The organism is Leptolyngbya sp. FACHB-60, assembly GCF_014695775.1.
Lineage (GTDB): Bacteria > Cyanobacteriota > Cyanobacteriia > Phormidesmidales > Phormidesmidaceae > Nodosilinea.
In genome coordinates, this window is sequence record NZ_JACJOX010000073.1 from 1 (window position 1) to 14,973 (window position 14,973).

Here is a 14,973-nt window from a genome sequence, read left to right on the forward strand (position 1 = left end):
GGTTGGTTAAAGAGCCGGATTCGCAAACACCTCCCTCATGCTGACGGCTTACGAGCCGCTATCGAAGTCGTGCTCAAGCAAGCCGCGTCCTAACCCAAATGACCACAGCTATAATACTGGAAACCAGGGATTTCACCCGGTGAGTCTAATATGAATACGTGTGCTATGTACGTCTGGGTTAAGGGTGATTTCATGTTAATGGCGTGTTCTAAACCACACCATTAACATGAAATTCGTTGTTGCAAGGAAAGGATAGAAACTTGCGCGCGATAGGGGAAATGGTGGTAGGTGATAGCCAATATTTCCCCTATCGCTCACTCCTCAATTCCTGACCTAGAATCATTCCCCGCAGTCATAAACCTGCTAGAAGCACGGCAGCAGTTCAAACGTAGCGCTGAGAGAATTTGTACCCTCTGCCGTAGAGGATCGGTTATTGCGACTTACCGACCGTCCCCCACAGCGGTACTCTAGCGAGGTTAGCACTCCGGCATAGCGAGTGCTAAGTTTGTCTCTGGAGAGCTGAAAGACAGGACGACATGGCAAAAAGAATTTCCTTTAATGAGGCTTCGCGGCAGGCCCTCGAAAAAGGCGTCAACGCCTTAGCCGACGCCGTTAAAATTACCCTCGGCCCCAGGGGTCGCAACGTCGTACTTGAGAAAAAGTACGGGGCACCACAGATTGTCAACGACGGCATCACCATTGCCAAAGAGATTGAGCTAGAAGACCCCTTTGAAAATATGGGCGCTCGCCTCATGCAAGAGGTGGCCTCTAAGACCAAAGACTTGGCGGGTGATGGCACCACCACCGCTACTGTGCTGGCCCAAGCCATGGTTAAAGAAGGTCTCAAGAACGTGGCCGCGGGTACCAACCCCGTCAGCCTGCGTCGCGGCATCGACAAAGCCGTTGCCCTGCTTGTGAACGAAATCGCCGCCGTGGCCAAGCCCGTAGAAGGCAACGCCACCATTGCCCAGGTCGCCACCGTCTCCGCTGGCAGCGACGAAGAAATCGGCAAAATGATTGCCGAAGCCATGGATAAGGTGACCAAAGACGGCGTCATCACCGTGGAAGAGTCGAAGTCTCTCTACACCGAGCTGGATGTGGTTGAGGGAATGCAGTTCGATCGCGGCTACATTTCTCCCTACTTCGTCACCGACCAAGAGCGCATGGTGACCGAGCTTGACAACGCTCGCGTGCTAATCGTCGACAAAAAAATCAGCTCCATTCAAGATCTGGTGTCGGTGCTAGAGAAGGTGGCTCGCGAGGGCGCTCCTCTGCTGATCATTGCCGAAGACATTGAGGGCGAGGCCCTGGCAACCCTGGTGGTCAACAAGGCCCGTGGCGTGCTGAATGTAGCAGCAGTGAAAGCACCGAGCTTTGGCGATCGCCGCAAGGCCATGCTGCAAGACATCGCCGTGCTAACTGGCGGTCAGGTAATCTCTGAAGAGGTGGGCCTCAGCCTCGATACCGCTGACCTGTCTATGCTGGGCCTGGCCGTTAAAGCCACCATCACCAAAGACACCACCACCCTGGTGTCGGATGCAGGCAACAAAGCCGACATCGACAAGCGCATCGCCCAAATTCGTAAAGAGCTGGCCGTCACCGACTCTGACTACGACAAAGAAAAGCTCGCCGAGCGCTTGGCTAAGCTAGCGGGCGGCGTCGCCGTGATCAAAGTCGGGGCCGCCACCGAAACCGAGCTCAAAGATCGCAAGCTGCGCATCGAAGACGCCCTCAGCGCCACCAAAGCGGCGGTAGAAGAAGGCATCGTCCCCGGCGGTGGTGCCACCTTGCTGCACCTGGCCCCCAAATTGGAGTCGCTCAAAGCTTCTCTCAGCGCTGAAGAGGCCATCGGTGTAGACATTGTCATGCGGGCTGTGGAAGCGCCCCTGCGCCAGATCGCCGACAACGCAGGCCAACCCGGCTCGGTAATTGTCGAAAAGGTGAAGGCGATGAGCTTCCCCACGGGCTACAACGCTCTTACGGGTGCCTACGAAGACCTGATCCAGGCGGGTATCATCGATCCGGCTAAGGTCGTGCGATCGGGACTGCAAGACGCGGCTTCGATCGCAGGCCTGCTGCTCACCACCGAGGCCCTTGTGGCCGATATCCCTGAGCCTCCTGCTCCCGCTGGCGACCCCGGCATGGGCGGCATGGGTGGCATGGGCGGCATGGGTGGTATGGGCGGCATGGGTGGCATGGGTGGCATGGGCGGCATGGGTATGATGTAGCCCGCGCTCCACTACTCTAAGTAAATGATTAAAGCATAGGGGCACAGTTACGGCTGTGCCCCTATGCTTTATGTGGAATCGTTGGAAGTTAAAGCCATGTCGCGCCGCACACCAAACCCAGGGGGCCACCCATCCTCCTCGCCAGGCCAAGCCAGTCAGTCACGGGCTAGGCCGGTTGACGTAGAAGCGTTGAGGACGGCAGCTTCTAACACCCTAAACGCCTCGCCCCAAGAGGGCAGAAAGAAGTTGATCGACTTCAACTACTCGACCCCTGGCACCCTTCCCGGCACGCTAAACATTCCTGGCGATGCCCTGCCCACCGAGTTGCATTTGATCGACTATGGCCCAGAGGCCGTGCGTACCGCTACCATCGACAACCCAAGTGAGTGCCAGGCTCTTGGCAAGCCCGAAAGCGTCACCTGGCTTGATGCCCGAGGGTTAGGCAGCGAAGACACACTGCGGCAAATTAGCCAGACCTTTGAGCTCCATCCCCTAATGCTCGAAGACATTGTCAATGTGCCCCACCGTCCCAAAATCGACTTCTACGACGACAAGATTCTGATCATCATGCAGATGGTGCAGCCCAAAAAAACCGGCTCTGGGGTGAGGAGCGAGCAGGTGAGCTTTGTCATGGGCAAGGGCTTTCTCGTCACATTTCAGGAAGAGCCCGAGTGGGACTCGTTTAACCCGGTGCGCGATCGCATCCGGCGTGGCACCGGCACCATCCGCACCCAGGGAGCCGACTACCTGGCCTACGCCCTGATGGATACCATCGTCGATAGCTTCTTCCCGGTGCTAGAGGTGATTGGCGAAACCCTCGAAGCCCTCGAAGAAGAAGTTGTGGCCAACCCCACCAATGCCACCATCAAAAAAATTCACCGCATGCGTCGGGCTCTGATGAAGCTGCGTCGCTACATCTGGCCCCAGCGCAGCGTCATCAACGGTCTAATCCGCGACAGTGACGACCTGATCTGCCAGGAGGTGCGCGTCTACCTGCAAGACGTCTATGACCACATTGTGCAAGTCGTCGACATCATCGAAAACTACCGCGAAATCGCCTCCAGCCTGATGGATGTCTACCTCTCCTCCATCAACAACCGCATGAACGAAGTTATGAAGCTGCTGACGGTGATCTCCTCCATCTTCATCCCCCTCACCTTTATTGCTGGCGTCTACGGCATGAACTTCAATACCGAAAAATCACCCTTTAACATGCCCGAGCTGGAGTGGTACTGGGGCTACATCATCTGTCTCTCCGTGATGGCCGTAATTGCCGTGCTGCAAATCTACTTTTTCTGGAAACGCGGTTGGTTTGACAACTTCTCCACGACAAGACGATAGAAGAGTGGCGAGATAAGGGGATGAGACCCTTACCATCTCCCTCCCCCTCCCTATCTTCCTCACCGCCCAATCCCCCACGGTGATACCATATCAACGCCCTTGACTCCGCATCCCAAATGGATCTCAGAGCCCATATCCGCGACATTCCCGACTTTCCCAAGCCTGGCATTCTCTTCCGCGACATCACGCCGCTGCTGGGCAACCCAACCGCCATGCAGTACAGCATTGATAGGTTTGCTGAGCAGGTAGCCGAATATCGCCCTGACTACATCGTGGGCATCGAGTCGCGGGGGTTCATCTTCGGCATGCCCCTAGCCTGCAAGCTGGGGGTGGGGTTTGCCCCAGTGCGCAAGCCCGGCAAGCTGCCCGCTGCAGTGCACACCGCCAGCTACGCACTGGAATACGGCACTGACACCCTCGAACTGCACCAAGACGCTTTTCCAGCGGGTAGTCGAGTGCTAATCATTGACGATTTGATTGCCACAGGGGGCACGGCTGCGGCCACTGCCAAGCTGATCGAGCAAACTGGTTGCACCGTTGCAGGGTATGGCTTTGTGATTGAGCTAGTCGGTCTAAAGGGCCGCACTAAGCTCCCCGATGTGCCAATCACTGTCCTATTGCAATATTGATTCTAGGTAGGGGGCACGGTAGAGAACTGTCTCAAGGCAGCAGTAGATCAGCTCTTCCGTAGGGGCAAACGGCGTTTGCCCTTCCCTTAGTTCGCTCCATCATTTCCCTAGAACCGCCCTAGGGTTTGGGCGACAACGCCAGAGCGTAGCGCAGGCAGCGCATTACGACAAACCACAGCACTGCAATTACTAGCACCAGGCCCACCCGGTTGAGCCACCAGCTCGACTCCAGCGCCAGGGCATTAAAGGCGGCGTGGGACAGCATGGCTGCCACCAGGCCATTGCGAACCAGCCCGCTACCCTGTCCACTAGGAGCAAATTTTGCGACCCCCAAGGTATAGCCCCACAGCGACGACCACAGGGCATGGCCTGGACCGCTCAGCAATCCTCGCAGGGCAAACATGCTAAGCACGGCGGGCCAAGCGGCGGCCAAGGCATTCCCCGGCACTCCTAGCCGCGCTACGGCAAAGTAGGCGTAGAGCATGGAGCCAATCACCTCTAGGGTGGCAAATCCCAGGCCGGCAGCGGCAGCAAAAATAATACCGTCTACGGGTTCGTCAAACTCGGGGTGGTTGTATACGCCTGCCTTCACCACCCAGAACTTAGCCAGCTCCGCCAAAATCGGTACCACCACCACCACCATCAGCCAGGCCGGCAGAGGAACAAACTGCCGCACCAAAAATACTGGAATGAAAGCTAGAATTCCTAAGCCAAAAATTCTCAGCACCAAACCTCGTGGCTCCGGATTGAGCTTGTCGCGAGTGTAAAAGAACCACAGCAGAAAGGCCAAAGGGGCTAGGGCTAGAGCCACAATGCCCACCACCGTAGCCAGTACATTGGGATCGCTCGCAAGATTTGCCATGGCCACAATTTTTGGGGTGAAAATTTGGGTTAAATCGTCTCTGAATGATACATCGACCGCAATCTTTGTAAGATAAGGGTTCACAGCAAACGAGGTTGCAGGCAGTTCATGCAGGATGTGTTGGTCATTGGCGCGGGGCCGGCGGGGCTGTCGCTAGTGGCAGCCCTGGCAGAGACGGGGCTGGCAGTACAGGGGCTAACCCTGGGCGATCCGGCGCACCCGTGGCCCAATACTTACGGCATCTGGGTCGATGAACTCGAAGATGTGGGTCTGGTGCCGTTTCTAGAGCATCGCTGGAAGGACTGCGTGGTGCATGTCAACAGTGGTCCTGTGCCCCTGCACCGCGAGTATGGGTTACTGAGCAATGATCGGCTGCAAGCTCACTGGCTGAACCAGGCTGAGCAGCATCAGGTTACCTGGCATCGGGATAAAGCTGTTCATATCGAACACAGGCCCACCCATACCCAAGTCACTACTGCATCGGGTGAAATGCTTACGGCTCGGCTGGTGGTCGACGCTACAGGGCATCAAGCGGCGCTGGTGCAGCGATCGCCCGCCTCAGACCTGGCGTTTCAGGCGGCCTACGGCATTGTGGGGCGATTTTCTCAGCCCCCTACCGACCCCCATCAGATGGTGCTGATGGACTTTCGCGACGACTATCTCACACCAGCCCAGCGCCAGGAACCGCCCACCTTTCTCTACGCGATGGATCTGGGCGATGGGGTGCATTTTGTGGAAGAAACCTCGCTGGCCCACCATCCGGCGATTTCTCTGGAGGTGCTGACTAAGCGACTGCACCAACGCCTGGGCCACCGGGGTATTGAGATTAAAGAAACGCACCATGTGGAGCGGTGCCTGTTTCCGATGAATCAGCCGCTGCCTGATTTGACTCAGCGGGTGGTGGGTTTTGGCGGAGCGGCGAGCATGGTGCACCCGGCCTCAGGCTACATGGTGGGGGCGCTGCTGCGGCGGGGACCGGGGTTGGCCAGTGCGATCGCATCTGCCCTCGGCTCAGCCCAAACTACCCCCGACCAAGCGGCCCACCAGGCTTGGCAAGCCCTCTGGCCCGCCGAGCGCGTGCGCAAGCACTATCTCTATCTCTTCGGTCTCGAAAATTTGATGGCCTTTGACGCGCCGCAGCTGCATCAGTTTTTTGATGCCTTCTTTAACCTGCCCACCGATGATTGGTCTGGTTTTTTGACCGACAATCTCTCGCTGCCCGAGGTGGTGCAGGCCATGCTGGGGCTGTTTGGCCGTGCGCCCAACCCGGTGCGCTGGGGGCTGATGCGATCGGTATTTAGCCACGGCCACCTGCTGGGGCGCACATTGATGAGCTAGATGAGCTAATCGGGCACAGGTTGTATACTCAGGGGTGATAACCAGCCCAACAAACCCTGCGATCGTTTTTAGACTGTCGTAGCATTGCCAGAGGTAATGGACTAGCTAAGTTCTGCACCCAATGTGGGCAACCTGACTGTATTCCACGGGCAAACGGGCTGCCCTGCCCCGGCCCAGCTGTCGTACCTGTCGCTGTAGAGTCCATCATGGAGAACCCTTTTATGGCTGAGTTACCCAACGCCCCCGGGGCCCAACCTGCACCACCGCCACCTCCCAGACCTCCCCAGACGGCGGCCCAGGCCCAAGCCTCAGCGCAAGCTCGGGCCCAGGCTGCCGCTCGTGCAGCGGGTCAGGCAGCGGCCCAAGCAGCGGCAGTGGGTCACGCTCCAGTGGCTCACCAAGCTCCGGTTGGTCAAGCTCCGGTTGGTCAGGTCCCGGCAGCGCATCAGGCTCCGGTTGGTCAAGCTCCGGTTGGTCAAGCTCCGGTCGGTCAAGCCCCGGCAGCACGTCAGGCTCCAGTCGGTCAGGCTCCAGCAGCACATCAGCCCCCTGCCCCAGCGGCTCAGGCTGCGCCTGCCCCAGGACAGGCTCGCCACCGTCCGCCTTCGCCGCCGCCGATGCCCAAGGCGGCCGAAACCCTCAAGGTGGGCAGCGGGCTGACCCTAGAAAAAATTGTGCGCGAGGCCTTCGATAAGGGCTTCTCAGACGTTCACCTGGGCGTCGGGGAAATTCCTCGATTCCGCGATCGCGGCGACATCTCAACCACCGAGTACCCCGTCACCGACGAAGCTACCTTCTACGCCTGGCTAGGAGAGATTCTCAAGCCCGACGAAATTCAAGAGTTTCGCCAAACCATGGACTTTGACGGGGCGGCTCAGTACGACTTCACCCGCATCCGGATCAACATCTTTGACTCCCTGCGCGGCCCGGCCTTGGTGCTACGTCTGATTCCGGTGAAAATTCTCACCCTTGACCAGCTGGGGTTCGCGCCGATTTTCCGCGATGTGTGCCATTACCACAAGGGGCTGGTGCTGGTAACTGGGCCTACAGGTTCGGGTAAATCGACCACCATGGCGGCGATGATTGACTACGTCAACACCGAGATGCCTAAAAACATCATCACCATTGAAGACCCGGTGGAATTTGTGCACACCAGTAGGCGATCGCTGATCAAGCAGCGGGAAGTCGGCATGCACACCCAAAAATTCGACAACGCCCTTAAAGCCTCCCTGCGGGAAGACCCCGACATCATTCTGGTGGGTGAAATGCGGGACAAAGAAACCGTCAACACCGCCCTCAAAGCCGCTCAGACCGGTCACCTTGTGATGGGCACCCTGCACACCAACAGCGCCGTTAAAACCGTAGAGCGGATTCTCAACCTCTACGAGCCTGAACAGCAAGCTCCGGTGCGGGTCTCCCTAGCGGAGTCGCTGGTGGCGGTGATTGCCCAGGGGCTTTGCCGCACCACTGACGGCAAGCGGGCCGCTTTCCACGACATTTTGATCAACACCGACGCCATCAAAGACTACATTCTGCGGGGGCAGCTCGACGAGGTCGAAGCGCTGATTCCTAAATGTACCTTCGACGGTATGTGTACTATGAACCAGTCGCTCTACGCCCTCTATGAGTCGGGGCGCATCACCGAAGAGATCGCGCTGGAAATGTCGCCCAGGCAAAACGAGATGGCCCAAATGCTGCGCGGCCGTGTCTAATGGTGCTGCAGTTGGCGCAGTCGCCTCTAGCTTTAAGGGGATTGCCCTCTTTACTCCAGGGGGTGACTGCGTCTACTGCATCGACGAGCAAAAGCGGGCCCATTGGCACATCGACCTCTGTGCAGCTTTACAGACCCACCTAGAGCTGCCGGAGCCGCCCTATTTTTTGCTGCCCTGCTTTACGGCCACTGTCGATCGCTGGGTTAAGCCTGCTACTCAAACCCCAGTGACCGTAGCCGAGGCTTATCCCCGTGCCCTGCGGTTTCAACCCCTGCTCAACGCGTTGTTTGGTTTGGGAGAATTGCAGTGGCAGCCCAACTACAGCAGTGCCGAAGAATGTTCGGTAGCGCTGATTGAGTCGTACCAGGCCACCTTTCCCCAACTGTGGGAATGCCATGAGTTGGTGATGCGCGTCGAGCAGGCGATCGCGGCCTCCACGCCCACTGTCCCAGTGCCGGAAATATCGCAAGCGGTTGACCATCTTCCCCAAGCGCACTGCTTTAAGCTGTTTGTCAGCGCTACCGACACCGTTGTTACCGAAAAAATGCTCCGGTTTTTATACACCACGCTGGAGTCAACCCTGCCGGGTGCCTACACCCTCCAGGTGATTGATGTCACCACTCACCCCGACGAGGCCGAGGCTGCTAATATCAAGGCGACCCCAACCCTGATTCAGATTTCTCCAGGCCCCGTGCGGCGGGTAGTGGGCAGTGTACTCAGCCAAGAACAGATGATGCAGCTGCTGGCGGGGTAGCGAGCGGCACACATCGGTTCTATTGACTGCTGGGCCCGACGAGCGTATGCGCTTAAGCCATTTCTGCGGACGCGTTACAGGTGCTTTGCAACGTTGGAATTTGCTAAGGTGATTGCGCAGAACAGCCCCTCAACCGACAATGGGCAGAAAAATGCTGCACGGGGAAAGTCTTGCTTCTCCTTAGCCTACCTATTCCTTTAATTGGTTATCTATGTCGATAAAAAACATTGTCTCCCTGGGCCTGCTGCTCTTTATTCCGATCTCGATCGCAGCAGAACGGCTGGAGTGGGGTGCCCTAACCATATTTGTGCTGTCGGCGCTGGCCATTGTGCCCCTGGCAATCTGGCTGAGCACCGCCACTGAGGAGCTGGCGGTGGTGACAGGGCCGACCATTGGTGGGTTGATCAATGCCGTCTTTGGCAACGCCACCGAGCTGATTATTGCTCTGGTTGCCCTCAAGGCGGGACTGATCGACATTGTTAAGGCCAGCATTACCGGGTCGATTTTGGCCAACCTGCTGCTGGTTTTGGGGCTCTCGATGTTCTTTGGTGGGCTGCGCTATAAAGAGCAGGAGTTTAACCGCAACATGGCGGGCATTAACGGCAGCACCATGGCTCTGGCAGTGACGGCAATTGTGCTGCCAGCCATGGTGATCAATACCTCTAACATTGTGGAGCCGACCGCCATTAACCGCCTGTCGCTAACCGTGGCGGCGGTGATGATTGTGGTCTATGGGCTAACGCTGCTGTTTTCTCTAAAAACCCACAGCTACCTCTACGATGTGGGCGTGAGCGACCACGAGGGTGGTCAGGGCGAGGGTGAGCACGGCGAGGCCGAGAAGCCCAACCTGGTGCTCTGGATTGGCGTGCTGCTGGCTGCCACGGTTGGCGTCGCCATTGAGTCTGAAATTTTTGTGGGAGCGGTGGAAGAAACCGCCAATAGCCTGGGGCTGACCGACCTGTTTACCGGGGTAATTTTGCTGCCCCTGGTGGGTGGTGCGGCGGAGTACGTCACCGCTGTACGGATGGCAGTGAAAAACAACATGGATCTGGCGGTGTCGATCGCTATGGGGTCAAGCCTGCTGGTGGCACTGCTGGTAGCCCCAATTTTGGTGATTGTGGGTCAGGTGATTGGCCAGCCGATGGATTTGAACTTTGGCCCCTTTGAGGCGATCGCCGTGGTCATTGCCGTCGCCGTGGTCAATCTGATCAGCCAGGATGGCAAGTCGAACTGGCTGGAGGGGGTGCTGCTGCTCTCCACCTTCGCCATTCTCGGAGCTTCGTTTTTCTTCCACCCGGCGTAAGCACCCAGAACAACCAACGACCGGTAGGGCGGGTTAGGTAGGAAACTACAGTGATTTCCACCGCGTTCCGCAGCGATGCGGCGAAGGGTTAGCTCAGCCAGTCTACGGCGTAGCGATCGCCCCGTTGCTCCAAAAACTCCCCGAGCTGGTGCAGAGTCAACGGCTCAGGCATGGGGAACTGCTCCGGCATCTGCTTCAGATCTAGGTAGTGCTGGATGATCGAGGCATTGTCTCGCGGAAAACGCTGCTCTTTGACGCCTAAAAACTCGCCCCGGCGCTGTGCCTGAGACAGAATTTCCGATCGCCACTGCTCAATCGGAGCAATACCCAAGGAGTTGATGCCGTTAGAAAACAGGGTGAGATAGATGTCGTTGTAGGGTTCGGTGGTTTGCAAGTAGTCCTTGAGCAACCCCAGGGAGGTTTTGTCGTTAAACACCGTCCAGTAGGGCACTAGACCCAGGCGCAAACACAGCCAGGGATGCAGATAGACAAACGACTCAGCTAATAGGCGATCGCTAGGAATGCCCCGCTTGTCATACCACCAGCGATGCAGGTCGGCCACCAGCGGGCTAAGCGATTGCGGCTCGTCAAACACAATCCGCTGCACCTTCAGTCCGTTCTCCTGGGCAAAGTCCATCACATCTTCGCGCAGAGCAGGCTCAAAGCCCCATTCCGCCTCGGGCCAGTTGCCATCGGAGGGAGGGCTGTGCCAGTGGCTATGCTCAGACCCCTGCTGCTTGAGAAACTCAGCTACCCGAGGGCTGCCCTCAACGTACTCTTCGCGGTGAATGCCGCCTTTTCCGCCCACCTGAAAGAAATGGCGATCGCTAACCTGAGTAGCCGGCCAGCTGTAGTGGCATTCCACCAGAAACAGCGTGCCCCCCGGCATTAAATTTTGCTGCAAAAACTGCCGATAGGCGGCCCCCAGCCGCCTGCGCTTCAGGCGAAAGTAGGCTACCCGCCCCACCTTCAACCTGTCCTGGTTGGGGTCGTGCATTTGGTAAGCTGCCAGGTCAGGGTTAGCCGCTAGCAACTGCTGCACCCGGTCTTCGGCCCAGGTCATGACCTGCTTGGGGTCATCTTTGTCGCCCGAGTGGCGGGTGCAGACGAGCAGGGTTTGGGGCAGCCAGGGAATGCCCAGGGCCGCGCACAGGTGAGAGATCGCCCCGTTAGAGGAGCCAACCATCATCGCCGGGTACTGCCGCTGGGGATACTGATTGACCGCCCATTGAGCTAGAGTTTCAGACCGCACCTGCTCTAGCGCCCCTGGGCTAGAGGCATCGAACCAGCCTAACCCGGTGATGATGGCATCGTTGATTGCGTTGGGCAGACTGCCGATGGCCTGGGCCAGCCCTACGGCTAGCTGGGGCACAGGCTCTCCAGCTGGCAAATCCTTTCCTTTGAGATAGTTGGCCGCAGACTGTAGCCCCTGGGTGGCAGAATCCATGCCGGTTACGTACTGGGGCTTCATTCCTCGGGCAGCCAGTTGTTGATTAATAGCCAGGTAAGGAGAAAAGGGCACGGCTGCTCTCAAAATGGGGCCAACTATCTTGCCTCATTAAATCTCGGCCAGAGCGTCATCCTCATCTAGCCACGGGCAGATGAGGGCCGGGGCATAGGCAGACAGCTAATTCCCTCTGTGGGCAGACAAATGCTTCGCGCCTTTAGGGGAAGCCGTAACCACAGCTTGCCCCTAGCCTGACAGAGAGCGATCGCTGGGAAAAACAGAACCATGGCTGTGTTAAAACCACTCTGGCTAAGGCTGAAATTTGTGCTGCAAGCCCTGTGGTTTTTGAGGTACATGCCCTACGCGATCTGGTACTCATGGCAGCGCGATCGGCGCGATCGCCCTTACAAGACCCCGCCAGCAACTATCCCTACGTCCGTGGGCAAAGGGCTTCAAGCTACCCCTACCGAGCGGGGCGCCGAGATTGAATTCGAGCAGGCTTCTCTCGAACTCGCCTTTCTAAAGCCGGATTTTGTCCGCGTCACCTGGCAGCCCGGTCGGCTGCCTCTGCCCTACGGCCTGGCTGACTACCCCTGGCCCACCGTCACCACCCATTTAGAGGAGCAAGCCCAGGGTTGGGTGCTCTCTAGCCCCGAACTTTCGATCAGCGTGGGATGGGACGGCAGCCTGGCGATCGCCGATCAGACCGGCCAGATCCGCCAAGAACTCCCTCCCCAACGCCTGGGGGAGGGGTGGCAGCAGACTACTCCCCTGCGGGACGAAGAGTGCCTTTACGGCCTGGGGGAACGGGCGGCGACGTTTAACCTGCGGCGGCCCGTAGTTTCAGAACGGAGCGGCCCAAACCAGACCAAAACCTATCAGTTCTGGAACTACGACCCCGGCAACATCTACGAACCCGGCACCGACCCGATGTACATCTGCATTCCGGTGTACCTTGGTCTGCACCGGCAGGGTAGCTATCTCGTGTTTTACGAAAACACCTTTCGGGGCGAGCTGCGGGTGGGGCAGCAGGCTACCATCACCTTCGAGGCTGGGGCCTTGCGCTACTACCTGGCGATCGGTGCGCCGCCCCAGCTGATGCAGCGCTATACCCAGCTCACTGGGCGGGCACCCCTGCCGCCCCGCTGGGCCCTGGGATATCACCAATCGCACTGGGGCTATCGCACCGAGGCCACCCTGCGCCAGGAGGTGCAGAGCTTTCAGCAGCACGACCTGCCCCTCAGCGCCCTGCACGTGGATATTGACTGCCAGGTCAACCACCGCGCCTTCACCATTGACCCCCAGCGGTTCCCCAAATTTAGGCAGTTTACGGCGGAGCTGGCGGCGGCTGAGGTACGGCTGATCGCGATCAACAATCCAGGCATTCAGCACAACCGCCACAGCAACCTGTTCTTAGAAGGGCAAATTCTCGACGCCTTTTGCACCTACGCCAACGGCGATCTGGTGGTTGCCCCCGTCTGGCCAGGGCGATCGGTCTTCCCCGACTTTACCGACCCCATCGTGCGGGATTGGTGGAGCCGTCAATTTGCCTACCTGCTCCAAGCCGGGGTGGCTGGTTTCTGGAACGACATGAATGAACCGGCCGCGTTTGTGGCCTGGGGCGACCCCACCCTGCCCCTGGCAACCCAGCACAATTTGGAAGGGCGCGGCGGCGACCACCGCGAAGCCCACAACGTCTATGGCATGCTCGAAACTCGCGCCGCCTTTGAAAGCTTGCGGAGCCATCGGCCCAATATTCGCCCCTTTGTGGTGACGCGATCGGGCTGGGCTGGGCTACAGCGCTACGCCTGGACCTGGACTGGCGATATTGTCTCCACCTGGGAGGCCCTGCGTCAGACCGTGGCCACCGTTTTGGGCCTAGGGCTGTCGGGGGTGGCCTTTTGCGGCCCCGATATCGGTGGTTTTTTGGGCAATCCGGGGGCTGAGCTATACCTGCGCTGGTTTCAGATGGCCACCTTTATGGTCTTTTACCGCACCCACAGCGCGGTTAGCGTGGGGCACCGCGCCCCCTGGACCTACGGCGAACCCTGCCTCAGCATTGCGCGCCGCTTTTTGCAGCTCCGTCAGCAGCTGATGCCATACCTCTATACCCTAGTGTGGGAGACCGCCGAACAGGGATACCCTCCTGTGCGTCCGCTGTTTTGGCTGAACCCGGCGGATGAAAGCCTGTGGAACCGAGAGGATGCCTTTTGCCTAGGCAATGCACTGCTGGTGTGCCCGGTGATGACCGAGGGGGAGCGCTGCCGCTCTATGGCACTGCCTGCCGGAAATTGGTATAGCTTGTGGGATGACACGCTGTGGAGGGGCGGGCAAACCGTTGAGCTGCCGGCCCCGTTAGAGCAGATTCCCCTGCTGGTAAGGGAGGGTAGTATTTTGCCTCTAGCCGAGGGCGAAGACTTGACCCTGCACCTCTACCCGCAGGCTTTAGGCCCTGACGGCTTAGGGGAAAGCCAGGGCCAGCTCTTTAGCGATGCCGGAGAAGGCTATGGTGACTCGCGACTAGACCAGTGGCACCTGAGCCAGCAGGGGCAGACTTTAACCCTCACCTGGCGATCGCAGGGAGACTACCCATTTCCCTATGGGCAGGTGCACCTGCACCTGCACGGGCCAACCCTGGAGCAGGCCTGGGTGGATGGTCAGGAGATAGCGGTGGAAGGACCGATGCTGCGCAGTGCGATCTTTGAGCAAATCAGTCTAAAGGTGCGGCGAGATGAATGATTAGGCCGAGGTAGCTGGGGAAATTGGCAGGCTTCTGGGGCGATCACTCCCCTTTGGCTATCCCCGCTCAATTTCCCATGTATGACTCGCCCGTCAGCGACAGCAAAAACAATAGCCCCATCCACAGCAGTAGCAGACCGTAGAAGATCAGCGCTAGGCTTTGCAGCAACAGCTTGAGCAACACCGGGCGCTGATTTTGCCTGCGACTCATCGCTCGCAGCAGCTCAAGGGCGGCTGCGATCACCAGAATCAGGGTGGCGATCGCGGCTACAATCCAGCTGCTATAGAGCACCGGCAGCGACCTAGCACCCAGCAGAGCGATGCCGGCGGCTACCCCCAGCAGCCCCGCCCCGATCAGCTCCGCGATCGCAAGCACTCCATTAAACTGGTTTAGACGGCTTCGGCTAAGAGTATTTTTGGCGGTTAGAGCACCCTGCGCACCAGGGAGGGCCAACAGCACCAAGGTTCGAAGCGGGTGCGCCCAGGGAGCCTGCACTATGAAAAAAGCCACGACCATCGCGCTGAGCAGAGTCAGCCCTGAGAGCAGCTGGATTTTACCAGAACGGGGTTTACGCAAGGTGCTTTCCCTCATCGGCGTGGCTCGTTGATGCGAATCTCTG

At 58.5% G+C, this 14,973-nt stretch carries 11 protein-coding genes; 8 read left to right on the top strand and 3 right to left on the bottom strand.

All coding sequences use genetic code 11. The features are described from left to right. The first annotated feature begins 536 nt into the window (after window positions 1–536). The 3 genes from groL to H6F57_RS25460 all read left to right on the top strand — a co-directional run bounded on the left by groL (window position 537) and on the right by H6F57_RS25460 (window position 4,198). On the top strand, window positions 537–2,228 hold the full coding sequence (groL, locus tag H6F57_RS25450) for a chaperonin GroEL (protein WP_190631783.1): 1,692 nt from the start codon (window positions 537–539) through the stop codon (window positions 2,226–2,228). Window positions 2,229–2,324: 96 nt separating this feature from the next. Further along, window positions 2,325–3,569, top strand: coding sequence for a magnesium/cobalt transporter CorA (corA, locus tag H6F57_RS25455; RefSeq protein ID WP_190631785.1), 1,245 nt, complete (start codon window positions 2,325–2,327; stop codon window positions 3,567–3,569). 116 nt (window positions 3,570–3,685) lie between these two features. Continuing rightward, window positions 3,686–4,198 (top strand): adenine phosphoribosyltransferase, encoded by a 513-nt coding sequence (locus tag H6F57_RS25460; RefSeq protein WP_190631787.1) that lies wholly within the window; start codon window positions 3,686–3,688, stop codon window positions 4,196–4,198. A 118-nt stretch (window positions 4,199–4,316) separates the two neighbouring features. On the opposite strand, the gene H6F57_RS25465 is transcribed toward H6F57_RS25460, so the two are convergent. Further along, window positions 4,317–5,060 carry a PrsW family glutamic-type intramembrane protease gene (locus tag H6F57_RS25465; RefSeq protein ID WP_190631789.1) on the bottom strand — a complete coding sequence of 248 codons (744 nt, stop codon included), beginning with the start codon at window positions 5,058–5,060 and terminating at the stop codon, window positions 4,317–4,319. 108 nt (window positions 5,061–5,168) lie between these two features. Between H6F57_RS25465 and crtL the strand changes: the two genes are divergently transcribed. The 4 genes from crtL to cax all read left to right on the top strand — a co-directional run bounded on the left by crtL (window position 5,169) and on the right by cax (window position 10,167). Next, window positions 5,169–6,398, top strand: coding sequence for a lycopene beta cyclase (gene crtL, locus H6F57_RS25470; protein WP_190631791.1), 1,230 nt, complete (start codon window positions 5,169–5,171; stop codon window positions 6,396–6,398). 221 nt (window positions 6,399–6,619) lie between these two features. After that, the gene (locus H6F57_RS25475) at window positions 6,620–8,110 is read left to right on the top strand and encodes a type IV pilus twitching motility protein PilT (protein ID WP_242025059.1); all 1,491 of its coding nucleotides are present in this window, start codon (window positions 6,620–6,622) and stop codon (window positions 8,108–8,110) included. Further along, window positions 8,103–8,864, top strand: a complete 762-nt coding sequence (locus tag H6F57_RS28495) for a circadian clock KaiB family protein (RefSeq protein WP_199294916.1) — start codon at window positions 8,103–8,105, stop codon at window positions 8,862–8,864. Before H6F57_RS25475 ends, H6F57_RS28495 begins: the two co-directional genes overlap by 8 nt. 211 nt (window positions 8,865–9,075) lie before the next feature. Next, the gene (cax, locus tag H6F57_RS25485; RefSeq protein ID WP_190631799.1) at window positions 9,076–10,167 is read left to right on the top strand and encodes a calcium/proton exchanger; all 1,092 of its coding nucleotides are present in this window, start codon (window positions 9,076–9,078) and stop codon (window positions 10,165–10,167) included. An 88-nt stretch (window positions 10,168–10,255) separates the two neighbouring features. On the opposite strand, the gene H6F57_RS25490 is transcribed toward cax, so the two are convergent. Continuing rightward, a complete protein-coding gene (locus H6F57_RS25490) occupies window positions 10,256–11,689 on the bottom strand; it encodes a hypothetical protein (protein WP_190631800.1) in 1,434 nt (477 codons plus the stop codon). A gap of 210 nt (window positions 11,690–11,899) precedes the next feature. On the opposite strand from H6F57_RS25490, the gene H6F57_RS25495 reads away from it, so the two are divergent. After that, window positions 11,900–14,353: a glycoside hydrolase family 31 protein gene (locus H6F57_RS25495; RefSeq protein WP_190631802.1), complete on the top strand. Its 2,454-nt coding sequence runs from the start codon at window positions 11,900–11,902 to the stop codon at window positions 14,351–14,353. Between the two features lie 67 nt (window positions 14,354–14,420). Here the strand turns inward: H6F57_RS25495 and H6F57_RS25500 are convergent, their stop codons facing one another. After that, window positions 14,421–14,930, bottom strand: a complete 510-nt coding sequence (locus H6F57_RS25500; RefSeq protein ID WP_190631804.1) for a hypothetical protein — start codon at window positions 14,928–14,930, stop codon at window positions 14,421–14,423. Between the last annotated feature and the right edge of the window lie 43 nt (window positions 14,931–14,973).

Excerpts from the sequence above, each read along its gene's own strand:
- corA (WP_190631785.1), top strand. The coding sequence starts at position 2,325 with ATGTCGCGCCGCACACCAAACCCAGGGGGCCACCCATCCTCCTCGCCA.
- groL (WP_190631783.1), top strand. The coding sequence starts at position 537 with ATGGCAAAAAGAATTTCCTTTAATGAGGCTTCGCGGCAGGCCCTCGAA.
- H6F57_RS25475 (WP_242025059.1), top strand. The coding sequence starts at position 6,620 with ATGGCTGAGTTACCCAACGCCCCCGGGGCCCAACCTGCACCACCGCCA.
- cax (WP_190631799.1), top strand. The coding sequence starts at position 9,076 with ATGTCGATAAAAAACATTGTCTCCCTGGGCCTGCTGCTCTTTATTCCG.
- H6F57_RS25465 (WP_190631789.1), bottom strand. The coding sequence starts at position 5,060 with ATGGCAAATCTTGCGAGCGATCCCAATGTACTGGCTACGGTGGTGGGC.
- H6F57_RS25460 (WP_190631787.1), top strand. The coding sequence starts at position 3,686 with ATGGATCTCAGAGCCCATATCCGCGACATTCCCGACTTTCCCAAGCCT.
- crtL (WP_190631791.1), top strand. The coding sequence starts at position 5,169 with ATGCAGGATGTGTTGGTCATTGGCGCGGGGCCGGCGGGGCTGTCGCTA.
- H6F57_RS25495 (WP_190631802.1), top strand. The coding sequence starts at position 11,900 with ATGGCTGTGTTAAAACCACTCTGGCTAAGGCTGAAATTTGTGCTGCAA.